The 21,029-nt window shown below is 74.9% G+C and carries 20 protein-coding genes; 11 read left to right on the top strand and 9 right to left on the bottom strand.

The features are described from left to right. Nucleotides 1-6: 6 nt before the first annotated feature. Entirely contained in the window at nt 7-849 is an 843-nt protein-coding gene (locus tag FRAQA3DRAFT_RS28700) for an ABC transporter permease (protein WP_009742562.1), read from the top strand. Between the two features lie 47 nt (nt 850-896). On the opposite strand, the gene FRAQA3DRAFT_RS31900 is transcribed toward FRAQA3DRAFT_RS28700, so the two are convergent. Beyond that, nucleotides 897-4,352, bottom strand: a complete 3,456-nt coding sequence (locus FRAQA3DRAFT_RS31900; protein ID WP_083873698.1) for a BTAD domain-containing putative transcriptional regulator — start codon at nt 4,350-4,352, stop codon at nt 897-899. A gap of 190 nt (nt 4,353-4,542) precedes the next feature. On the opposite strand from FRAQA3DRAFT_RS31900, the gene FRAQA3DRAFT_RS28690 reads away from it, so the two are divergent. The 3 genes from FRAQA3DRAFT_RS28690 (at nt 4,543) to FRAQA3DRAFT_RS28680 (ending at nt 5,979) form a co-directional block, all read left to right on the top strand. Then, nucleotides 4,543-5,058, top strand: coding sequence for a DUF664 domain-containing protein (locus FRAQA3DRAFT_RS28690; protein WP_009742560.1), 516 nt, complete (start codon nt 4,543-4,545; stop codon nt 5,056-5,058). A gap of 85 nt (nt 5,059-5,143) precedes the next feature. Next, the gene (locus FRAQA3DRAFT_RS28685; RefSeq protein WP_009742559.1) at nt 5,144-5,332 is read left to right on the top strand and encodes a hypothetical protein; all 189 of its coding nucleotides are present in this window, start codon (nt 5,144-5,146) and stop codon (nt 5,330-5,332) included. A gap of 74 nt (nt 5,333-5,406) precedes the next feature. Continuing rightward, nucleotides 5,407-5,979: a GNAT family N-acetyltransferase gene (locus tag FRAQA3DRAFT_RS28680; RefSeq protein WP_009742558.1), complete on the top strand. Its 573-nt coding sequence runs from the start codon at nt 5,407-5,409 to the stop codon at nt 5,977-5,979. Nucleotides 5,980-6,016: 37 nt separating this feature from the next. Here FRAQA3DRAFT_RS28680 and FRAQA3DRAFT_RS28675 read toward each other — a convergent pair whose 3' ends face one another. Continuing rightward, entirely contained in the window at nt 6,017-6,454 is a 438-nt protein-coding gene (locus tag FRAQA3DRAFT_RS28675; protein WP_009742557.1) for an SsgA family sporulation/cell division regulator, read from the bottom strand. 166 nt (nt 6,455-6,620) lie between these two features. After that, nucleotides 6,621-7,499 (bottom strand): DUF3710 domain-containing protein, encoded by an 879-nt coding sequence (locus tag FRAQA3DRAFT_RS28670; RefSeq protein ID WP_009742556.1) that lies wholly within the window; start codon nt 7,497-7,499, stop codon nt 6,621-6,623. Between the two features lie 290 nt (nt 7,500-7,789). On the opposite strand from FRAQA3DRAFT_RS28670, the gene FRAQA3DRAFT_RS28665 reads away from it, so the two are divergent. The 4 genes from FRAQA3DRAFT_RS28665 (at nt 7,790) to FRAQA3DRAFT_RS28650 (ending at nt 11,112) form a co-directional block, all read left to right on the top strand. Further along, nucleotides 7,790-8,704 (top strand): mechanosensitive ion channel family protein, encoded by a 915-nt coding sequence (locus tag FRAQA3DRAFT_RS28665; protein WP_009742555.1) that lies wholly within the window; start codon nt 7,790-7,792, stop codon nt 8,702-8,704. A 31-nt stretch (nt 8,705-8,735) separates the two neighbouring features. Next, nucleotides 8,736-9,209 (top strand): hypothetical protein, encoded by a 474-nt coding sequence (locus FRAQA3DRAFT_RS28660; protein ID WP_009742554.1) that lies wholly within the window; start codon nt 8,736-8,738, stop codon nt 9,207-9,209. Between the two features lie 438 nt (nt 9,210-9,647). Next, on the top strand, nt 9,648-9,968 hold the full coding sequence (locus tag FRAQA3DRAFT_RS37820; RefSeq protein ID WP_232291810.1) for a lipopolysaccharide assembly LapA domain-containing protein: 321 nt from the start codon (nt 9,648-9,650) through the stop codon (nt 9,966-9,968). Between the two features lie 136 nt (nt 9,969-10,104). Further along, nucleotides 10,105-11,112, top strand: coding sequence for a YihY/virulence factor BrkB family protein (locus FRAQA3DRAFT_RS28650; protein ID WP_009742552.1), 1,008 nt, complete (start codon nt 10,105-10,107; stop codon nt 11,110-11,112). Between the two features lie 118 nt (nt 11,113-11,230). Here the strand turns inward: FRAQA3DRAFT_RS28650 and FRAQA3DRAFT_RS31895 are convergent, their stop codons facing one another. The 5 genes from FRAQA3DRAFT_RS31895 to FRAQA3DRAFT_RS28625 all read right to left on the bottom strand — a co-directional run bounded on the left by FRAQA3DRAFT_RS31895 (nt 11,231) and on the right by FRAQA3DRAFT_RS28625 (nt 16,716). Beyond that, a complete protein-coding gene (locus tag FRAQA3DRAFT_RS31895; RefSeq protein ID WP_009742551.1) occupies nt 11,231-11,632 on the bottom strand; it encodes a hypothetical protein in 402 nt (133 codons plus the stop codon). Between the two features lie 441 nt (nt 11,633-12,073). After that, entirely contained in the window at nt 12,074-12,580 is a 507-nt protein-coding gene (locus tag FRAQA3DRAFT_RS28640; RefSeq protein ID WP_232291808.1) for a universal stress protein, read from the bottom strand. A 90-nt stretch (nt 12,581-12,670) separates the two neighbouring features. Next, the gene (locus tag FRAQA3DRAFT_RS28635; protein ID WP_009742549.1) at nt 12,671-13,003 is read right to left on the bottom strand and encodes a hypothetical protein; all 333 of its coding nucleotides are present in this window, start codon (nt 13,001-13,003) and stop codon (nt 12,671-12,673) included. A 109-nt stretch (nt 13,004-13,112) separates the two neighbouring features. Next, nucleotides 13,113-15,938: a WD40 repeat domain-containing serine/threonine protein kinase gene (locus tag FRAQA3DRAFT_RS28630; protein ID WP_232291807.1), complete on the bottom strand. Its 2,826-nt coding sequence runs from the start codon at nt 15,936-15,938 to the stop codon at nt 13,113-13,115. Nucleotides 15,939-16,002: 64 nt separating this feature from the next. Further along, nucleotides 16,003-16,716 carry a hypothetical protein gene (locus FRAQA3DRAFT_RS28625; protein ID WP_232291806.1) on the bottom strand — a complete coding sequence of 238 codons (714 nt, stop codon included), beginning with the start codon at nt 16,714-16,716 and terminating at the stop codon, nt 16,003-16,005. Nucleotides 16,717-16,732: 16 nt separating this feature from the next. Here FRAQA3DRAFT_RS28625 and FRAQA3DRAFT_RS37815 point away from each other — a divergent pair, with 16 nt between their 5' ends. The 3 genes from FRAQA3DRAFT_RS37815 (at nt 16,733) to FRAQA3DRAFT_RS28610 (ending at nt 20,043) form a co-directional block, all read left to right on the top strand. After that, nucleotides 16,733-17,332, top strand: a complete 600-nt coding sequence (locus tag FRAQA3DRAFT_RS37815) for a hypothetical protein (protein ID WP_232291805.1) — start codon at nt 16,733-16,735, stop codon at nt 17,330-17,332. A 772-nt stretch (nt 17,333-18,104) separates the two neighbouring features. Beyond that, entirely contained in the window at nt 18,105-18,740 is a 636-nt protein-coding gene (locus tag FRAQA3DRAFT_RS28615) for a hypothetical protein (protein WP_009742545.1), read from the top strand. Nucleotides 18,741-18,975: 235 nt separating this feature from the next. Next, the gene (locus FRAQA3DRAFT_RS28610) at nt 18,976-20,043 is read left to right on the top strand and encodes an HAF repeat-containing protein (RefSeq protein WP_232291804.1); all 1,068 of its coding nucleotides are present in this window, start codon (nt 18,976-18,978) and stop codon (nt 20,041-20,043) included. A gap of 43 nt (nt 20,044-20,086) precedes the next feature. Here the strand turns inward: FRAQA3DRAFT_RS28610 and FRAQA3DRAFT_RS28605 are convergent, their stop codons facing one another. Then, a complete protein-coding gene (locus tag FRAQA3DRAFT_RS28605) occupies nt 20,087-20,980 on the bottom strand; it encodes a class I SAM-dependent methyltransferase (protein ID WP_009742543.1) in 894 nt (297 codons plus the stop codon). Nucleotides 20,981-21,029 lie beyond the last annotated feature (49 nt).

Below are 21,029 nucleotides of genomic sequence, written 5' to 3'. Positions count from 1 at the left end.
CCCGCCGTGACCGCCCTCACCACAACCCTGCCGAGCCAGACCCCCGGGACGACCGGGGGCGCGGAGCCGGTCGGCTCCGCGCGGGTCACCCCGCTCGACGCGCTTCGCCACACCGCCACGCTGGCCTGGCGCACCCTCGTGCAGGTCCGGCACAACCCGATGGAGCTGCTCGACTTCAGCGTCCAGCCGCTGATGTTCCTGCTGCTGTTCACCTACGTGTTCGGCGGGGCGATCTCCGGCTCGACCGGCGACTACCTGACGTTCGCGCTGCCCGGCATCATCGTCCAGAACACCCTGTTCACGACGCTCAACACCGGCACCGGGCTGAACACCGACCTCACCAAGGGGGTGTTCGACCGGCTGCGCTCGCTGCCGATCGCCCGCTGCGCGCCGCTGGCCGGGCGGATCCTCGCCGACATGACCAAGCAGCTGTGGGCCATCGCCATGCTGCTCGGCCTCGGCTACATCCTCGGCTTCCGGGTCCAGACCGGCCCGCTGCAGGCGCTGGCCGCCTGCGGCCTGGTGGTGCTGTTCGCGCTGGCGGCGTCGTGGATCTCCGTGCTCGTCGGCATGCTGGTGTCCGAACCGGAAAAGGTGATGATCTTTGGCTTCACGCTGATCTTCCCGTTGACGTTCGTCAGCAACGCCTTCGTCCAGACGTCGACCATGCCCGGCTGGCTGCAGGCGTTCGTCAAGGTCAACCCGGTGACGGCACTCGCCGACGCCACCCGCGGCCTGCTCGTCTCCGGCCCGGTCTGGACCCCGACGTGGCACGCGCTGCTGTGGGCCGCGGGCCTGGCCGCGGTGTTCGCGCCGCTGGCGGTGGTCGCGTTCAAGCGGCGGGTCTGACGCCGCACCGCCGCCCGGCGGCGCTCGCGACCACGGTGGCGGCTGGCCTAGCCCGTCTCGGTGAGCTCGGGCAACCGGGGTGGCCAGGCCACCGGCGGGAGGCGCGCGAGGTCCAGCGAGGCGGACAGCGGGACGGCCCGGCCGCGCCCAGCCGCCACGGCGAACTCCGCCTCGCCCAGCGCCGCCCGCGCCGCACGCTCGACCCGGATGTAGTCACGGTCGCCGGACCGGCTGATCAGGGTGGCGGCGCCGAGCAGCTCCGCGGCACGCTCCGGTTCGTCGTCGTGCAGGGCCAGGTCGGCCACGGCGATGAGCACCCGGGCCGTCACCGGGGCGTCGGTGGAGCGGACGGCCTCGTCCAGCGCCGCGGCGAGGATCTCCCGGGCGACGTCGAGGCGACCGCCGGCGAGCTCGATGAAGGCCACCGAGGTGGCGGCCATCGACCGGAACTGGGGGACCACCGAGCGGTGCCAGATGCCGGCGGCCCCGCTGATGGCCAGCTCCCGGGCCCGGGGTAGGTCGCCCTCCAGCCGGGCGAGCTCCGCCTCGGTGAGGTCGACGCCGGCGAGCAGCTCCGGCGTGCCGACGAGCTGCGCGCTGCGGCGGGCGGCGGCGAGCGCGGCGCGGGCCTGCGGGATGTCCCCCAGCGCCACCGCGGCTCCCACCAGGTTCAGCTGGAACTGGCCGACGTCCTCGGTGGAGTCGAGCTCCGCGGTGAGCCGGGTGGCGCGGCGGAAGAACGCCACCGCCGCGGCGTGCTCGCCGCGCAGACCGGCGAGCTCTCCCAGGGCGCCGTTGGCGAACGCCATGCCCCAGCGCTCGTCGAGGCCCTCGAAGTCCGCCAGCGCCGCCCTGGCCCCCTCGTCCGCCTCGTCGAGATGGTCACCCAGGTTCATCGTCAGGTAGGCGAACAGGATGCGGGCCGTCGCCCGGGCCCAGGTGTCCGGCAGGTCGAAGCACTCCCGGAAGGCGTCGATCGGCGCCTCCCCGAGGCCGCCCTCCAGCATCAGCCGGAAGCCCTTGAGCAACGGCAGCATGGGATGGTCGCCGACGAGGTCGCCGCCGTCGCGCACCGCCGCCCGCAGCAGTAGCAGCGCGCTGTCCATGTCCTGGAACCCGTCGAAGGCGTTGAGGGCGGCCAGCGTGCCGGCCATCGCCCGCGCCTGCGGCGACGACTCCCCCGGCAGGTCGAGCGCCGCGGCGGCGAGCTGGAAGCCCTCCAGCTTGTGCCCGCGCAGCCACCAGTACCAGCCCAGCGCCGAGGACATCCGCACCGCGGTCATCGCGTCGCCGACGGCGATCGCACCGCGCAGCGCGGCGTGCAGGTTGTCCTGCTCGACGGTCAGCCGGCGCAGCCACCGCAGCTGGTCCAGGCCCCGCAGCTCGGGTTCGGCGGTCTCGGCCAGGTGCAGGAAGTGCGCCGCGTGGGCCGCGCGCAGGGGTTCGCGCTCCCCCGCCGCGGCGAGCCGTTGCAGGCCGTACTCCCGGATCGTCTCCAGTTGCCGGTAGCGCGGCGCGGTGGTGCCGTCGCCGCGATCGCTCGCGTCGCTGACCAGCAGCGACTTCTCGACCAGGGCGGTGAGCAGGTCGGGGATGTCGTCCGGGTCGAGCAGGCCGGCCGCGGTGACGCCCGCCGCGGCGAGCGCATCCGCGCAGACCGCCCGGGCGCTGGCCGGAGTCACCCCGCCGGGGAAGATCGCCAGCCGGCGCCACAGCACCCGCTCGGGCTCGTCGAGCAGGTCCCAGCTCCAGTCGACCACGGCCGCGAGCGTCCGGTGCCGTGGCAGGGCGGTCCGGCTGCCCGACGTCAGCAGCCGGAACCGGTCGTCCAGGCGGGCGGCGACCTGCTCGGGGGTCATCGCCCGCAACCGGGCGGCGGCCAGCTCGATGGCCAGGGGCATCCCGTCCAGCGCCCGGCAGATCCGCACCACCGCCGCCGTCTGGCCGTCCACCGACACCCCGTCCAGCCCCGAGGCAGTGCCCAGCCCCGAGTCGACACCCACCGACGCACCGTCCGCCGGGATGACGCCCGCCGGGATGACGCCCACCGAGGAAACATCCGCCGAGGAGACGCCGAGCCGGAACCCGGGCCGGACGGAGACGGCCCGATCGGTGAACAGCCGCACCGCCGGGTAGCGGGCGATCGCAGCCGGGTCGGCCGCGGGATCGAGCTCCGCCGGCGGCAGCGCGAGCGGCCCGACCGGCCAGAGGGTCTCCCCGGTGATCGCCAGCGGCTCCCGGCTGGTCGCCAGGATCCGCACCTGCGGGCAGGCCCCGAGCAGCTCCTCGACCAGGGTGGCGGCCGGGTCGAGCAGGTGCTCGCAGTTGTCCAGGACGAGCAGCAGCCGGCGGCCGGCGAGCGCGGCGGTGAGCCGCTGCACCGGGTCGCTGTCGGCCATGCCGCGCATCCGCAGCGCGTTCATCACCACCTGCTCGCGCAGCCCGAGCGCGGCGAACACCGCCGGTAGCAGGTCGGCCGCGGCCGTCACCGGGGCGAGCTCGACCAGCCAGGCACCGTCCGGCAGGAACCGGGCCGGCTCACCGGCGCCGTCGAGCAGCAGGCGGGCGGTCTCGACGGCCAGCCGCGTCTTGCCCGCCCCGCCCGGTCCGACGAGCGTGACGAGCCGGGCGCCGCGAACCAGCTCTCGGACCCGGTCCGCCTCATGCGAGCGTCCGACGAAACTGGTCAGCGCGGCGCGCAGGTTGGTGCGCGACCCACCCGGCGGGGTGCCCATGCCCGACGAAGCGGCGCCGCCCACGGGATCGGAACCGCGCAGGACGGTCGCGTGCAGGTCGCGCAGCTCGCCCGAGGGGTCCGCGCCGACATCGTCGGCCAGCCGGGCGCGCAGCCGTTCGTAGGCGTCGAGGGCGGCACCGGGCCGGCCGGCCGCGCAGAGGGCCCGCATCAGCGCCGCCGTCAGCGACTCCCGCGTGGGATGGGCGGACACGAGCTCGGCCAGCTCCGGCACCAGCTCGGCCCCGGCGCCCAGGCGCAGATCGGCTTCGACCCGGCCCTCGATCGCGGCAAGGCGGCGTTCGTCGAGCCGCGCGGCGGCGGCGCGGGCGAAGGGGGCGTCGGCGACGTCGGCGAGCGGCGGGCCACGCCACAGCTCGAGCGCCGCCCGCAGCAGCGTGGCCGCCCGCGCCGCGTCCCCGGCCCGCAGCGTCTGGCGGCCGTCGGCGACGAGACGCTCGAAGCGCACCGCGTCGACGGCGTCGGCGGGCAGGGCCAGGCGGTAGCCGGTGGCTCGGAACTCCACCGGCAGGCCCGGCACGGTCCGCCGCAGCCGGGAGACCAGGGCCTGCAGGGCGTTGCCCGCGGCGGCCGGCGGCTCGTCGGCCCACAGCCCGGACACCAGCCGCTGGGTTGTCACGGTCCGGCCGGGATCGAGGGCGAGCAGGATGAGCAGCGTGCGCAGGCGAGCGCCGCCGACGTCGACCGTCGCCGCGGAGACCCCGGATCCGGTCCGGACCTCCAGCGGGCCCAGCACGCAGATCTGCACGCCCCGATTCTGCCCGGCCGTGATCCCGGCGGTCGACGTCGTTGTCGACGTCGTTGTCGACGTCGTTACCGCGGGCCCCGACGGCCAGGCCGAGCCGCACATGCCGGAACCGGGCCGGCGTGGTCACCCTAAGATCGGGCCCGACGCCGCCGGCGTTGCACCGACCGACCACGTGAGGGGAGCCCGCGCGATGAACGGTTCCGATCTTCTCGCCGACGCCTTCGGGCGGATTCGGGACGAGGTGCGCGATGCCGTCACCGGCCTCGACGCGGAGCAGCTCGCCCTCCGGATCGACGGGACGTCCAACTCCATCGGCTGGCTGGTCTGGCACCTGACCCGGATTCAGGACGACCACGTCGCCGACGTCGCCGGGCTCGAGCAGGTCTGGACCGCGGGGGGCTTCGCGGATCGGTTCGCGCTGCCGCTGCCCGCCGCGTCGGTCGGCTACGGGCACACGGCCGAGGAGGTCGACGCGGTCCGCGTGGCCGACCCGGCGCCACTCGTCGACTACCACGAGGCCGTCCACGACCAGACCGTCCGCTACCTCGACACGCTCACCGACGGCGACTTCGACCGCGTGGTGGACGAAAGGTGGGAGCCCCCTGTCACCCTTGGGGTCCGCCTGATCAGCGTCGTTTCGGATGACCTCCAGCATGTCGGCCAGGCGGCGTTCCTGCGGGGCATCATCGAGCGACAGCAGTCGTGACGATGCCGGGACGGGCCACCGGCCGCCCGGACGTTTCGTCACCACGGCCGGGAACCCATTGCATTTTCGGCAAAAGGTAGGCGTCGTGCCCCATCGTTTCGTTGCCGGCGACGGTCAGCTCATCGTGCTCGACGTCTGGCGGCCCACCGAGGCCTTCCATCAGCTCTTCATCGACCCGCCCGCGATCGGCACCCTCATGCGGGACGCCGGCGTCGCCGATCCGCCCGAGATCCCCGTCTGGCAGCCGACCGAGGGCGCCCCCGACACCCCCTGACCCACCCACCGACATCCCACGCCCACCAGCCACGCCGGGCGCGCCTGGTCCGCGCGGCTGCGAGGATTACCGTCGTGCCCGACGCCGGATCACGCTCCGTTCCAGATCCGCGCCCCGCCGCCGCGGCGGCGATCCCGGCTCCGCCACCGGACGACGGGATCGTCCTGGCGGCAGCCCGCGGCGAGGACGCGGATCAGATCGTCAAGCTGCAGTATCTCTGTTACCAGTCCGAGGCCGAGTTGTACGGCGACCATTCCATCGCGCCGCTGACCGAGAGCGTCGCCGAGCTGCGCGGCATCCTCACCGAAGGCGGTGACGGGTGGCGGGACGGCGCGACGCTTGTCCTCGTCGCACGGCGCGGCTGGGAGGTGGTGGCGGCGGTGCGCGGGCGGCTCGACGGCGACACCTGCCGGGTCGGTCGGCTCGTCACCCATCCGCGGCTGCGCCGCCGGGGGCTCGCCAGCCGGCTGCTGGCTGAGATCGAGCTCCGCTGCCCCACCGCGGCGCGCTTCGAGCTGTTCACGGGCGCCCGCAGTGCCGACAACATCCGCCTCTACACCCGCTGCGGGTACCGGGAGACCAGGCGGGCCGTCGACGGCGGCATCGAGATGATGTTCCTCGCGAAGCCGGCCGGGGCGCCTGCCTGAGCGGGCGGGCCGTCAGGGGTTGCGGGTGCTCGGGCCGTCAGGGGTTGCGGGTGCGCAGGAGGGTGCGCAGCTCCGCGTTCCAGTCGATGCCCTCGCTCTCCCGGCCCGCCGGCACCTTCTCCTCGATCTCGGCGAGGAACCGGGTGACGATCGAGCGGGGCAGTTCGAGGTCGGCGTGCCCGGACGGGCTGGACAGGGAGACGGTGACGACCGCGCGCCCCTCCGACCGGGTCGGCCGGATCCGCACGTCCCCGGTGCCGGTGGGGCCCTGCGTCCCCTCCGCCAGCAGCGTGCGCGCGAAGATCCAGGTGATGGACTCCCGGCCGGGACGCAGGATGAGCTCCACCGCGAACGGATCCGCCGGGTCGTAGCGCAACGTGCCCGCGACGGAGGCGCGCGCACCGTCCTCCGTGACGAAGTCGGCGGAGAGATCGCGCACCACGACATGCGCGGGCGTCGAACTGTGACGGAGCATCGCTGCCTCCCAACACGGCCGGATCCGACCCTGTCAGCATCGCTGCCGCCACGCTCCGGATCAGCCGCCCGAGGGGCCCCTGTGTACAGGCGGAACAACCCGACGCCCACGGGCCGATCAGCAGGAGCGGCCGCGGACGGCGACGGCCACCCGCGACGCTCGGACCTCAGCCCCAGGTGGTGAGGTTGCGGCTGAGACCGCCGACCGGGGCGCCGATCACCTCGCGGTTGATCCCCCGGGTGTCCAGGACGATGGCGCCGGACGGGCGGATCCGACCGAACTCGCCGTCGAGGTCGCCGTCCGGGTTGTCGTCGCGGCCGTCGTCACGGCCGTCGTCACGGCCGTCGTCGGGGGCGCCGTGGCGGGCGACGGCGGGAACGCCGGGCGGCTCGCCGGCCCGGTCGGTGGGCTGGCGCAGCGGCAGGGCGGCCCCGCGCGGGGCCGCCCGCCCGCCGCGCAGCACGATCACCCCGCGCAGCACGTCGTCGACGAGGACGTCGGCGTCGGCCGACGCCGCGACCGGCACCGCGACCGTCGCCCGGAGGAACCAGCGCGGCCCGTCGAAGCCGAGCACGCGCACCAGCCAGGCCTCCCCGCGGGGCGGCGTCTCGGCCGTGAACCGAAGCTCCACCCCGCACTCGCCGACCGTCTCCTCGACCGGGCCACACGTCCTCGGCCCGGTCCAGGAGGTGAGGCCCGCGAGCAGCTCGGCGGGCGATCCGCGCAGCTCGGCGCGGGTCTCGTCCCACAGGCCGTGGCTTTTCGGCGCGGCGTAGGCGGCAAGCGTCATCGCCGCCCGACCGGCGCTCGCCTCGACGGCGAGGCCGCGGCCGGTGTCCGGATCCGCCCGGAGGTCGACGGCGACGCCGTCCGGCACCGGGACGACGAGCGAGCCCAGGTCCAGCCGGCGGACCCGATCGTTCGGCGCGTCGGCGAGGTCGTAGGGCCCCGGTGCCGGCTCGCGGCGGCTCGCGGGAGGGCCCGCGGGGTAGTCCGGCCGGTCATCGGCGGCCCCGAATCGGCCTCGGCCGAACCTCCCGAACATCCTGACCCCCTCCACCAGGCAACTCGTTCAGGATCCCCGATCTCCCGGCCGATGTCGACGCGGACCGCAACCGTGCCGGGGGCGGGGAGCGCCCAGGTGGCCCCGGTCCGATGTGAACCCGTTGGGTAGACCGAGGGTAGGTTTGCGGGGGTGAGCGGACTTCGACAGCCCCGGCCGGCGCCGCCGGCGACGACCCGTCCGCGGCCGCCCGCCCGGGGGTGTCGCCCGGACGGACCGTCGCCCGCGCGCGAGACCCGCCCGCGCGGCCCGCGCCCGTCCCGTCGGACCGCATGATCAGCGCTTCCGGCGCGTCCACGCCCGTGATAACGGCGTCCGCCCCGCTGAGCGACATCGGTCACTGGGCCCGCGGCAGCGGCCTGGAGATCGTGCTGCTGGTGACGGGGGCGGCGCTGCTCACCCGGCTGGCGACCTGGCTCGGCGACCGGGTCACCAGCCGGATCGACGTGCCGGCCACGGGGACCGACCGGGTAGCGCGCACGGAGGCGGCCAAGCACCGGCACGCCGTGGCCCAGGTCCTCACCTGGACCGTGCTGGTCATCGTCTACTGCCTGGCGGCGGTGCTGGTCCTGCAGCGCTTCGGCGTTCCCCTGACCGGCTTCGTCGCGCCGGCGACGATCGTCGGTGTCGCCCTCGGCTTCGGCGCGCAGCGGATCGTGCAGGACATCCTCGCCGGGTTCTTCATCATCGCCGAGCGCCAGTACGGGTTCGGCGATCTGGTCCGCCTGATGGTCGCCGGCGGGCCGTCGACCGGGTCGACCGGCACGGTGGAGGAGGTCACGCTGCGCATCACCCGGATCCGGACGTCCAGCGGCGAGGTCGTCACCACGCCCAACGGGCAGATCGTCCAGGTGATCAACCTGTCCCGGGACTGGGCCCGCGCCATCGTCGACGTGCCCATCCCGGCGACCGCGGACCTCACCACCGTCAGCGACCTGCTCAACCGGGTCGGCGCCGAGGCGTACGCGGACGAGACCTTGCACGACCTGCTCCTCGACGCCCCGACGGTGATGGGGGTGGAGAGCATGGACCTCGACGAATTCAAGATCAGGGTGGTGGCCCGCACCCAGCCGGGCCGGCAGTTCGAGGTCGGCCGAACCCTGCGGGCGCGCATCGGCACCGCCCTGCTGCGGGAGGGCATCATCGTGCCCACGGATCTCGACACCGCAGCCCCCACCTCATCATGACCGGCCCCGACCCGACCAGGCGGTCTCGCGCATGACGTCGCTGTCCTCGCTGCGGACGGTCCAGTTCCTGCAGTCGATCCACATGCGCCGCTCCACCATCGCCCTGGTGGTGTTCTTCCTGCTGACGGTGACGCTGTACCTGCTGGTCCGGCCGCTACCCGAGCGCGTCGCGCAGAACCGCCGCTCGGCGCAGACCACGCAGTCGACCGCGGACGACAAGTCGGACGCGAACTCCGTGGCGACCAAGCCCACGCCACGGCACGCCACCGCGACGCCGACCGGCACCGCGACACCCACGCCGGCCCCGACGCCGACCGGCACCGGAGATCCGTCGGCCACGGCGACCCCCACCGCGCCGCCGTCGGCGCCGCTCTCCCCGACCGCGACCGCCGACACCGGCTCGGGCCTGCGTTCGGACGGCACCGCGGCAACGCCGGGCGCGACCGTGCCGGCGCCCGCCCCCACCACCGGCCTCGACTCGTCGGGCACCACCACTCAGCCGTGACGTGACCGCCCGCAGCGGCCTGCCGTCAGACCACAGACAGACTACGTACGGCCACCCTAAAGGTGGGATATGGTCCGGGCGGTTGGGTAGAGAGCGGCCATGACCACACCGCCCACCCCCGCACCGCCCGAGAGCGGTGCCCCGCGAGCCGGGAGCGGCCCTGCGGGCTCGCCGGTGTCGACCACCGAGCCCATCCCCGCCCCGCAGCTAGCGACCGGTACGCCGCCCCCGGCCGCCGCGTTCCCGGCGCCGCCGGCGTCCGGCGCTCCCCCGTACGGCCAGGTGCCTCCACCCGGCGACCCGGCCGCCGCGGCGCCGGGGCAGTACCCGACGCCGACCACTGCGCCGAGGTCGACGACCCCGCCGACCGCCGCGCCGGGCGAGCCACGGCGGCCGGGTCGGGGGCGGGGCGGCCGCGGCGAGCGGACGCCTATCCCGGTGACGCGCACCAGCCGCGTCTGGACGACGCTGCTGCTGTTCGCGCTCGTCCTCATCCTTCTGCTGATCTTCATCCTGCAGAACCAGGACGACGTGAAGCTGTCCTTCCTCGGTGCGCACGGGTCGCTCCCGCTCGCCGTCGCGATGCTGTTCTCGGCGGTCGCCGGCGCGCTCCTCGTCGCGATCCCCGGTGTCGGCCGCATGATCCAGCTCCGCAAGGTGGCCCGGCGCGGCACCGCGGCCACCCCGGCCGATCGGCCGGTCTCCGCGGATCCGCCGGCCGGCAAGCCCGCCAAGACGCTGCACCGCCCGGCCCGGTGACAGGCCCGCGATGAGACGGCGTCGCCGGGACGGCCGGCCCACCGGCCAGCGAGCCGCTGCCGCACCGGGCACTGATGCCGGTGACGGGGCCGGTGCCGGCCCGGATGCCGGAACCGCGCGGGCACCGGGAGCGGTGGTGGTGCCGGACCAGGCGACGCTGCGGGATCAGGCGGTGGCGGCCGTGCGGGCGGCCGACGGGCCGGGGCACGCCACCGAGCTGCCGCGGCGCTCCTGGTTCGGGGTGCTGCGCCGCACGGTCCGCGAGTTCATGGACGACGACCTCCCCGACCGGGCGGCCGCGCTGACCTACTACGGGGTGCTGGCCGTCTTCCCCGCGCTGCTCGTGCTGGTGTCGCTGGTCGGGGTCCTCGGCAGGTCGGCGACGGACCGCATCCTCGGCAACATCGAGCAGCTCACGCCGGGCGCCGCGCGCGACATCCTGCACGACGCCGTGAACGGGCTGCGCGACAGCGCCGGGTCCGGCGGGGTCGTCGCGCTCCTCGGCGTGGCCGGCGCGCTGTGGTCCGCCTCGGGGTACATCGCCGCGTTCATCCGCGCCGCGAACGCGGTCTACGACATGCCGGAGGGCCGGCCCGTCTGGAAGATCGCCCCCCTGCGGCTGCTCATCACGATCGTCCTGGTGGTGATGCTCGCGGTCAGCTCGGTGATCGTCGTGTTCAGCGGCGGGCTCGCCGAGCAGGCGGGCACCGCGATCGGCCTGGGCCACGAGGCGATCACCGCCTGGTCGATCGCGAAGTGGCCGGTGCTCGTGCTCATCATCACGACGATGATCGCGTTGTTGTACTGGAGCACGCCCAACGTGCGCCCGCACGGCTTTCGCTGGCTGACGCCGGGCAGCGTGCTGGCCGTCGCGATCTGGCTGGTCGCGTCGGGGGCGTTCGCCGTCTACGTGGCCACGTTCGGGTCCTACAACAAGACCTACGGGACGCTCGCCGGCGTCATCGTGTTCCTGGTGTGGCTGTGGCTGTCGAACCTGGCGATCCTGCTCGGCCTGGAGTTCGACGCCGAGATCGCCCGGGCGCGGGCCATGGCCGCGGGCCTCGACGAGGGCGTCGAACCGTACGTGGAACCGCGCGACACCCGCGCCTGGCCGCGCCCGCGTCCGCGGACCGCCCGGCACTGAGCCGCCGGGGAAACCGCCGCGCGGTCGGGAACCGGAGCCGGAGTTCCACCGGGCCGCCCGTTATCGCGCCGGCGCTGTTGCGGCACCGCGCAGCGGATTCACTCCGCGGCTCGGACGGTCACAGCGGCATGCCGTCCGTCAGGTAGACGCCGCCGACCCCGACCCCCTCCAGTACCTTGAAGTTGACGGTGTGCCTCTTGTCCACGCCAGCCCACGACAGGAAGAGCTGATTTCCGCTGAAACCGAGCGACGGACTGGTGAAGGAACGCTCGGCGACGCCGTTCGTCTCAATCCGCTGCCGCCGCGCCGGGTCGGCCAGCTCCTCGATGTTGTCATACAGACAATAGGAGGCCCAGAGGTATCCGGCCTGGTCCACCCAGGCGAGGTAGAGCCGATTCGGGGAGAACATGCCGGGATCGGCCCCCAGCGCGGGCGCGGTGATGCTCTTCCACGGCAGCAGCGCCCGCTTGCGCCCGGGAACGATGACGTTCAGGCGCCCGTCCGGCGGACCCCCGCCCAACCCCCCGCCTCCGGTCCACGCGATCACGTCGCCCCCACTTGTTATGCGCGAGCGCGGGGCCACCGAGGGCGGTATCGTTCCACCCACGTCTCGTACTTGCCGAAACTCACGCCGTCCCACGAGATGGCAAAGTTGAGCCGGTGCGCGGGGTCGTTCCCCGTCCAGGCCAGGGAGAGGTACCTCCCGCTCGGCCCGGCGCTCCAGGCGAGCGCGATGGCGTCATTGCTCCATTCGGACATGATGGTGGGATGCGCGAGATCGTCGCCGCGCGCAATATTGATTCGAAGCGTTCCCATTACGCCCCCGTCGGCGGCTGCGCATGCGTGACGTCCGGATATCAGACTCGCACGCCCGCCCTGGGGAGAAACAGAGCCGCCGGGGAAGACAGAACTGCCCGATCGCCGGCACGAACCACCCTCGTCTGGAGACGGCCGACGGAGGCTACGGGACGACGGTCACCGGCCACAGGCCGCTGCGGACCAGCCGGCTCGCCAGGGAGCCGATGAGCCGGTGCCCGGCGCTCTCGGACGCGCCGACGACGACCATGTCGGCCTGCACCTCGGCGGCGCTGCGCTTGATCCCGTCGAGCGGGTCACCGGCGCGGACGAGGAACCGGATCGGTACGCCGAGCTCCTCGGAGCGCTCCTGGATCGACGAGCGCACCTCGGCGGCGATCGAGTCGATGACCTGCTGGACCGCCTCCCCGGCCGGAGCCGGGGACAGCGCCGCCCAGACCGACGGCGACGCCACGTACACGACGACGAGCCGGGACGACTGTCGGCGGGCGAGACCCGCGGCGAACGCCGCCGCGCGCATCGCCGTGCGGGAGCCGTCGACGCCGGCGAGGATCGCCCGCGGGCCATCCGTACCGAGTTCGAACCGCCCCGGCTCCCAGGCCGGCCCGAAGTCCTCGACCCTCAGCACCGAGGGCCCTACCTCACCGTTCACACCTGCAGTCTTTCTCACCCCGACGCGTCTGACACCGGCTGGGCGGTCCTACCGCGCCCGTACCGGCGGCCCACGCCGCGGCGGTGACCGTCAGCCAATGATCAGATGACCCTGGGTGCCCTCCACGATGCGGCCCTCGCAGGCGGGGTCGCGCGAGGCGAAGTGATCATTCTGGCCGGTGTGGCACCGGTAGAGCACCGCCGTGGCGGGCGTCGCCGGCCGCGCGCCGTAGACCCACCCGAGTACCCCGACCACCTGCCGGCCTTCGCAGTCCGCGAGCAGCGAGGGGAAGGAGTCGGCACCGATCAGGCAGGAATACAGCGGACGGGTACCCGGCACGCCGTTGGTCCGGTACACCGAGCCGAGCGCGCCCTCCCGGCTGTAGCCCGCGGGCGGCGGGCCGTCGGTGAGCGGCGCGAGCATCCAACCTCCTCGCCGGACGGGATCCCTACCGCCGAGGCTAGTGTGGCCACCGCCGGTGACCGGCTACGGGGTCGCGCGGGGGCCGAAGATCACTCCGGGAGCGGTCGTGTCAGGAGCAGGGGGGTCGGTAGGGCATCGACGCGAACGCGTTGGTCCACTCCGCCGACGTGATCCGATTCGCCGGGTCCGCGCAGGCGGCGCGGGCGAGCCGGCCCGGCTCGGCCTCCCACAGCCGCAGCGTGCCGTCGTGCCCGGCGGACAGCACGATCCCGGTGCCGGCGACGAACGTGACCCTGCTGATCGGGCGGGTGTGCCCGTGCCACTGCGTCAGCGTGACGGGCGCGGCGGGGTCGGTGACGTCGAACAGGCGCACGGTCTCGTCGTCGCCGCCGGACGCCACGACCGCGGGGTCGGCGCCGTGGGCCACACTCGCGACCGCGCCGAGCTGCCCGGGGATGACCGCTTGCGGGACGGGATGCCCGGGGTCACGCACGTCCCACAGCCGGATGGTGGCGTCGACGCCGCCGCTGACGAGCAGGGCGCCGTTGCCGGTGAAGGTCACGGCGCGTACCGCGCGGGTGTGCCCCCGCAGGACCGCGCCCGGCGTGGGGCGGGCCGCGTCGCGGATGTTCCACAGCCGCACCGTGCCGTCCTCCCCGGCGAGGGCCAGAGTGCGGCCGTCGGGGGCGAACGCGACGGCGTACACCCCGCCGGTCGCCGTGTCGGCACGGGAGCGCTGCGTCGGGTCGGCGGGGTCGGTGACGTTCCACAGCGCGAGGACGCCGTCGGCCCCGGCGGAGGCGAGGGTGTTGCTGTCCGGGCTGAAGGCGACGGTGCGCACGGCGTCGGTGTGCAGCCTGGCGACGGACCAGCGGCGGATGTGGGCCGGGTCGTGTACGTTCCACAGCCGCACCGCGCCGTCGGTGCCGCCGGAGGCGAGCAGGTCGCCGCCGCCGTTGAAGGCGAGCGTCCCGATCCAGCCGGTACTCGTCACGGAGCCGAGCCGGACGAGTTTGGTCCGCCCGCTGACCTCCCACACGGTGATGACGCCGTCCGTCCCGCCGGTGGCGACCCGGCGCCCGTCCCGGCTGACCGCCGCCGACAGCACGGCGCCGGGTCCGGCGTCGACGGTGCTGGGGACGACCTCGGCGCCGAACAGGGCGATCATCGCGGTGCGGGTGGCGGGCGAGCCCGGCGCGGCGGTGTAGGCGGCCAGGGCGAGGCGGCGGGCGAGCCCGCTGTCCTCGTCCTGCAGCGTGATCGCGCGGGCGGCGACCGCGTCGGGCACGCTCGTCGCGGCCGGCCCGTTCCCGCCGCGGCCGGCGAGCACCACGATCAGGCCCGCGGCGACGGCGATGACGGCGACGGCCGCGGCGATCAGCCACGGCCGGCCCGAGCGACGCCGCCCGCGGTCCGCCGCCCGCGGTCCGGCCCCGGCGCCCGCCCCGGAGGCACCGTCGGCGGGCCACCCCGCGACATCCCCACCGCCGGTACCCGCCCCGGCTCTCGCTTCGGCCGCGGCTCCCGCTCCCGCTGCGGCTCCCGCTCCCGCTGCGGCTCCGGCCGCGGGGTGCGAACCGGGAGCGACGCCCCCCGACACCCCGCCGGCACCATCGCCCGGCGACTGCTCGCCGACGCTGCCGCGGCCGCGGGACCCGATCTCGGTCCAGACCGTGACCAGCCCGTCGGCGGAGTCCGGCGGGCTGGTCCGCCACCGGTCGGCCGGCTGCCAGACGGGATGCTGACCCGACGGGGACGCCTCGCCGACCAGTCCGGACGGCCCGCGCCCGGCGTCCGCGGCCGGCGGGCCGGAGCCGTCCGCGGGGTCCGCGGGCGGCAGCGGGCCCGAAACGCCGTCGCGTGCGGGCGTCACCGGGAACGCGGGCGGCAGCCCGACAGGCTGATGACCCGTGACGGGGGTGATGGGGCCCCTGGCGTCCGCGGGCGCCTCCCCGGCCGGGGTGGCGGGCGGCCGGGCCCCGGGCGGGGTGGTGTTCAGCGGCCGGATGAGCGCGGTCACCTCGGACAGTGACAGCGGCAGCTGCGGGACCGCGACCGGGGCATCGGCGCGCAGGTCGAGCAGGCGGGCGTAGAGCTCCTCGGCGCGGGGCCGGTCCGCGGCGACCTTGCGCATCGCCTCCTCGACGAGCGGGCGCAGGCTGTCCTCGAACCCGTCGAGCGCGGGCGGTTCGTTCACGGTCCGGAACAGCAGCCCCGCCGTCGGCCCTGCGCCGAACGGGTAGCGGCCGGTCCCGGCGTAGATGAGGACCCCGCCCCAGGCGAAGACGTCCGCCGCGGAGGTGACCTGATCGCCCCGGGCCTGCTCGGGTGCCATGAAGGCCGGCGTCCCGAGCTGACGGTCCGGGCGGAGGCGATCGTGATCGAGCCTGGGAGCGGTGTCCAGGGCGCGGGCGATGCCGAAGTCGATGACCTTGGGGCCGAGCCGGGACAGCAGGATGTTGGACGGCTTGAGGTCGCGGTGCACGATGCCGGCCCGGTGGATGGCCATCAGCGCGGTCGTCATGCTCACCGCGAGCTGGTGCAGCTCCGCCGGGCTCAGCGGGCCACGCCCCACCACCGCCTCGGCCAGCGTCGGACCGTCGACGTACTCGGTGATCAGGTACGGCTGCTCGGCGGTGATGTCGACGTCGAGAACCGCGGCGGTGCAGAACCGGGCCACCCGGCGGGCGTTGTCGGCCTCCTGCTTCAGCCGCGACCGGAACTCGGCGAGGCGGGCGAGGTCCGGCCGGATCAGCTTGACGGCCACCCGCCCGCCGGCGGGATTCTCCCCCAGGTAGACCGTGCCCATCCCGCCCGCCCCGAGCCGGCGCAGCAGCCGGTAGGGGCCGACCTGGGTCGGCTCCGCGGACCCAGGTCCGGGACGACGGTCGGCCCCGCCGTCGGTGGTGGCGTCCTGACCGGATGGGTGGGACATCGGTGCGTCACTCCCGCCCTGGTCGTCGAGGAAGCCGGACATCGCTCTGTCCGGCGGCTGGTGGCTAGCGGCGCTGCGCCCTGGCCCGGCGCCGCCCCCGAGCCGCCAGCTGGTAGTGCACGGCCAGGAAGGACAGCGCGAGGAACAGCGGGAGCAGCACCGAGGGTGCGGTCGCGCTGGTGTCCGCGGAGACGAGCACCATGTCGATGCCGGCGTTGAGGTCCTCGCCGCACTCCGCCTTGACCGGACGGTAACCTGGCCGGAAGCTGGCGAACTGGACGACGGTCTCGAACGTCCCGGCCTGGTCGGCGACGGCCCGCCCGACGAGCTCGCCGCCGGCCGTGAGCACGGCCTGCGCCCCGGGTCGGCAGCCGGCGCCGCGGGCGAACAGGGTGTCCCCGGCGGTGACGATCGTCCGGTCGAACAGCAGCTCCCCGGGTTGCGCCTCCCGGGCCACCGGGGTGCCGACGGGCGGTTGCGGGGCCTCGGCGGGGCGCACCGGGGTGCACTCGCCGAGCACGCGGACCGTGCCCTTGGCGCAGCGCACAGGCGCCGGGGCGGCGCACTGCTCGTCGAGCGGCACCGCGATGCCGCCCGGGCACAGCCGCCGCCCGTCCGGGCAGTCCAGCGTCGCCGCCCGCACCGAGCCGTCCCAACAGACGACCGGGACCGGCGGTGACGGCCGCGGCGCCGGGCACGCCTCGCCCACCGGCACGCCGACCGGCGAGCCGGGGCAGAACCGCTGGGGCAGCGGGCACTGGTCGGCGGCGGCGCGCACCGACCCGTCCGCGCAGGTGACCGAGGCGGCGTGCGGCGACTGCGAGCCGCCGTCCGGCGTGGGCGCGCCGTGGTCGGTCCGCGTGGCGGTCGGCCCCGGGCAGGGCGTGCCGGTCACCGCCCGGCCGTGGGCGCGTGCGGGGGCCGCGCTCTCGCAGGACTGCTGCTGGGGGTCGCACCCCGGCGCGGGCGACGATCCGGCGGGGCACGCCGTGGTGCACGTACCACCGGGCGACTTGGCCACGACGACGGCCGAACCCGCGGGCGCAGACGCCGCGCCGCAGGTCGGCGACGGCGTGGGGCACTGCCCCGCGGGGGCGCCGGAGGGCGCCGGGGAGCAGGCCGAGGGGCTGGGTTCGCACGCCCCGCCGGCGCCGGCGGTCGTCTCGGTGGGGCAGGCGGACGGACTGTTCGTCGGGCTGTCGGAGGGGCTGGGCGAGTCCGAGGACCCCTGGCCGCCACTCGGCGACGGGATGGGCCCGCCGTCGGGGGTCGGCGACACGGGCGGCGCAGTTGTCGGCTCGGGCGGCGGCGGCGCGGGATCCGGCGACGGGGGCGGAGGGGGGGCCGAGGTCTGGCCGCCGGAACCCGGCGGCGTGTCGCCCGGCGGGGACTGATCGCCCGACGAGCCACCGCCCGACGAGGCACCGCCCGACGAGCCACCGCCGGAGGAGGTGCCCCCGGACCCGCCGCCGGTGGCTTCGCCCTCAGACGGACCGCCGCCCGTGGAACCGCCGCCCGCACCCGGACCGCCTACGGAGGAGTCACCCGGGGACGACCCGTCGGCCGAACCCGCGCCGGCCGCGGAGCCTCCCGACGAACCGGCACCCGACACGGCACCGGAGTCCGCCGGCGCACCGGAGTCTGACGGAGCAGCGGAGTCCGCCGGAACGACCGAGTCCTGCGCGCCACCGGAATGAGGCGGGGTGGCGGCGTCCGTCACCGCGGCGTCAACCAGCCGGGGTGGCCCGACCAGGCCGGCGGCCACACCCGCTCCCGTGCAAAGAAGCAGAACGCTCAGAAAGACCGTCGACACGACGCCGCGCCGTGACCGCTGCATGAACCGGTCAGCCGCTGGATGGCCAGACACCAGTGCGCCCCCCCGGGTGCGACCGGCAACACGTTTGAGACCGGCCCGTCCCCACGACCCGCGAAAACACGTGATGCACGTTTGGCGGAAGTCCCACCATACGACGATCGATAGAGTAACAGCCGACCGGCCGGAGATCCCGGCTGCGGGGGGAAGTAGTGAAAATCGCATTGCCGGCCGCACGGTCGGCTCGGGAAAGAATTCTTATCACTGTTTGCCTGGCGGCGTGCCTCGGTTGGCTCATGTTGTCCTCGCCCCCCGCTGCCCGTGCGGCACCGGGGGGCGGCGTGGAGCTGACCGTGACCGTCGACGGGCAGCCGCTCGGCCGGGGCGATCTCGTCCTCGACGCCGGCGCGGTAGCCCGAGTGGTGGTCGGCGTGCAGAACCTCAGCCGATCGAACGTCGACGTCGACTCGGTGCGGCTGAGCGGCTCCGTGCTGGGCCTGACGTTCTTCGACTACGACACCCGCGTGCGCACGACGGTGCCGGCCCGCGGCTCGGCGAACTGGACGGTCGATCTCGACATCCGGGACCTGGACGGGCGGGCGACCGGGCTGATGCCGGTCGAGGTGGCGATCCGGGACACGGATCTGCACACGGTGGCGCGGGTGACCGGAACCGCGAGCGTGCACGGCTCGCTGCTGTCCATCTACGGCCTGTTCGGGCTCGGCCTGCTGGTCCTGATGGGGCTGCTGTGGGCGGTGGCACTGCTCCCACTCGGCCGGCACGCCGCACCGGCCACCTGGTGGCAGCGGGGGCTGCGGTTCCTGCCCGCCGGCTGCGCGGTCGGCCTGTTCGGCGTCTTCGCCCTCTCCGCGACCCGCCTGCTGTCACCCACCACCGCCGTCGACGTCGCCCTCACGCTCATCTCGGCCGCCGTCTGCTTCGCGGTGGGAGCCCTGTTGCCCCGGCTGACCGGCACGCGTCCCGCCTGAGCCGGGGTGTGTCGCACATTGACGGCATCGCAACATAGCGCCACCATCCAACTTCATAGGGTAGTCGTTTGGTGGAGAACGCCAGGTCCTCCGCCGGGCGGAGAGGGAAGGCGGCACCCGTGCCGAACGACCGCAGGACACTCATCCGTCTCGCCGCGCTGGCCGGTGCCACCGCGCCGTTCGCGCTCGGCGCGGTCCCGCCCGCCGCGGCGGCGCCCGTCCCGCCCCGGTGCCCGTGCCGCGGCCCCCGATCGGGCGCGGCGCGGTGCTCGTCCCCGGCCCGGACGCCTACAGCCCCGGCCGGCTCACCGCCGGGAACGCCGCCGGGCTGCTCGTCGGCCACTGGAACACCTCCCCGTACGGCGCCACCGGCGGCATCTGGCGCGGCGGCACCACGCGCTACCTCGACGGCAGCAACGAGCCGACGGCGGTGAACGACGCCGGCATCGTGGTCGGCGACGCGGTGAGCCACTACGACCGCCAGGCGTTCCGCTGGGTCAACGGGACCTACCAGCTCCTGGGCTTCCTCGGCGGCACGGACGGCCTCGGCGGGCGGCGCAGCAGCGCGAGCGCCATCAACCGCGCCGGGGCCATCGTGGGATTCAGCAGTACCGACAGCGGTGCGGAGCACGCCGCGCTGTGGTGGGGGCCCCGGCCGCGGGACCTCGGCACGCTCGGCGGGCCGAGCAGCCACGCCGTCGCCGTGAGCGCCGCGGGCCGCATCGTCGGCTCCAGCATCACCGCCGGGGGGCAGACGCACGCCTTCGTCTGGTCCGCGGGGACCCTTCACGACCTCGGCACGCTCGGCGGCCCGTCGAGCACCGCCGTCGCCGTCAACGAGCGCGGGCAGGTCGTCGGCTCCAGCGACACCGCAACCGGCGCCAGGCATGCCGTGCTGTGGGAGCGGGGCCGGACGATCGACCTGGGCACCCTGCCCGGGGACAGCGCGTCCAGCGCGGTCGCGATCAACAGCGCCGGCCAGGTGCTCGTCAGCTCATCTGGCGCGGCCAACGGCGCCTTCCTCTGGCAGGCCGGGCGACGCATCCCGCTGCAGGTGCCGGGCGGCGACCTCGACGCGGTCGGCCTCAACGACCAGGGCGTGGTCTGCGGCACCGTGACGGTGCCGCGCATCAGCGGCACCGCCCACGCGTTCCGCTGGCGGGCCGGTCGGCTGACCGATCTCGGCACCCTCGGCGGTGCCTTCAGCAGCGCCTGGGCCATCACCCCCACCGGCATCGTCCTCGGCTCGGCCACCACCACGGCCTCGGTCCCGAAGGCGGTCTTCTGGCCCGCCGACCACTGAGGCGGCCGTCGCCGGGGCCCGGCGACGGCCCGGGAAAATGCCGTCAGGCGGCCGGCTCGGCCAGCACGAGGAGATATTCGAACTCGTATCGGCCGGGACCGCCGAGCGGGCCGAGATACTCGCCGGCGGCGAATCGCAGCAGGTCGTCGTCGAGCGCGGCGAGGAGTTTCGGATCCGTGCCGAGACGCTCGTATGTCTCGACGACCGGGGCGAAACACGCCCGGTAGAGCGCGCACCATTCCGCCGGCGACCCGGTGAAGTCCAGGCGGGCCGTGCGCCGGTGCGTTTCCAGCCGGGCGACCCGGTCACCGAACAGGGCGCGCACATGGTCCGGGTCGCCCCAGTCCGTCGGCGCGAGCGCACCCTCCGGGCGGGTGGGGGCGTACCGCTCCAGCAGTGCGAACAGCCGTCCCATCGCCCCGCCTGCGGTCCAGTTCGCCAGCGCCACCGTGCCGCCCGGGCGGCACACCCGCAGCAACTCCCGCGCCACCGCCGCCTGGTCGGGGGCGAACATCGCGCCGATGCAGGAGAGCACCACGTCGAAGTCATCGTCGGGGAAGGGCAGCAGCTCCGCGTCCGCCTGCAGCCATTCCATGCTGACGCCGCGGGCGGCCGCCTCCCGCCGGCCCCGCTCGATCAGCTTGGGAGTGAGGTCCGAGGCGGTCACGTCCGCGTCCAGCTCCGCGGCCGCGATGGCCGCGTTGCCGCTGCCGGCGGCGACGTCGAGCACCCGGTGGACGGGGGTGACCCCCGCGGCCCGGACGAGGTCGCCGCCGAGACCGACGAGCAGGCGGGCGATCACGGAGTAGTCCCCGCGGGCCCAGGTGCGTCCGTCCGGGGCGGGCTCACCCGTCGCCTCGGGCGCGGCGGTTGCGGCGGTTGCGGCGGTTGCCAGCCGCCCGGCCAGCGCCTTCGCATCGAGATCGTCAACAGTCATGATCTTCCTTTCCCCGGCACGGGTTCACGGATTTCACCGGGCCGATCCA

This window comes from Frankia sp. QA3, assembly GCF_000262465.1.
Taxonomy (GTDB): domain Bacteria; phylum Actinomycetota; class Actinomycetes; order Frankiales; family Frankiaceae; genus Frankia.
Note: the sequence above shows the minus strand (reverse complement) of the source record. Positions and strands in the feature narration are given on the sequence as shown.

Bases quoted from the DNA above. Each gene is read 5' to 3' on its own strand.
- FRAQA3DRAFT_RS28660 (WP_009742554.1), top strand. From the start codon at position 8,736: ATGACGTCGCTGTCCTCGCTGCGGACGGTCCAGTTCCTGCAGTCGATC.
- FRAQA3DRAFT_RS28605 (WP_009742543.1), bottom strand. From the start codon at position 20,980: ATGACTGTTGACGATCTCGATGCGAAGGCGCTGGCCGGGCGGCTGGCA.
- FRAQA3DRAFT_RS28670 (WP_009742556.1), bottom strand. From the start codon at position 7,499: ATGTTCGGGAGGTTCGGCCGAGGCCGATTCGGGGCCGCCGATGACCGG.
- FRAQA3DRAFT_RS28665 (WP_009742555.1), top strand. From the start codon at position 7,790: ATGATCAGCGCTTCCGGCGCGTCCACGCCCGTGATAACGGCGTCCGCC.
- FRAQA3DRAFT_RS28630 (WP_232291807.1), bottom strand. From the start codon at position 15,938: ATGTCCCACCCATCCGGTCAGGACGCCACCACCGACGGCGGGGCCGAC.
- FRAQA3DRAFT_RS28635 (WP_009742549.1), bottom strand. From the start codon at position 13,003: ATGCTCGCGCCGCTCACCGACGGCCCGCCGCCCGCGGGCTACAGCCGG.
- FRAQA3DRAFT_RS28690 (WP_009742560.1), top strand. From the start codon at position 4,543: ATGAACGGTTCCGATCTTCTCGCCGACGCCTTCGGGCGGATTCGGGAC.
- FRAQA3DRAFT_RS28675 (WP_009742557.1), bottom strand. From the start codon at position 6,454: ATGCTCCGTCACAGTTCGACGCCCGCGCATGTCGTGGTGCGCGATCTC.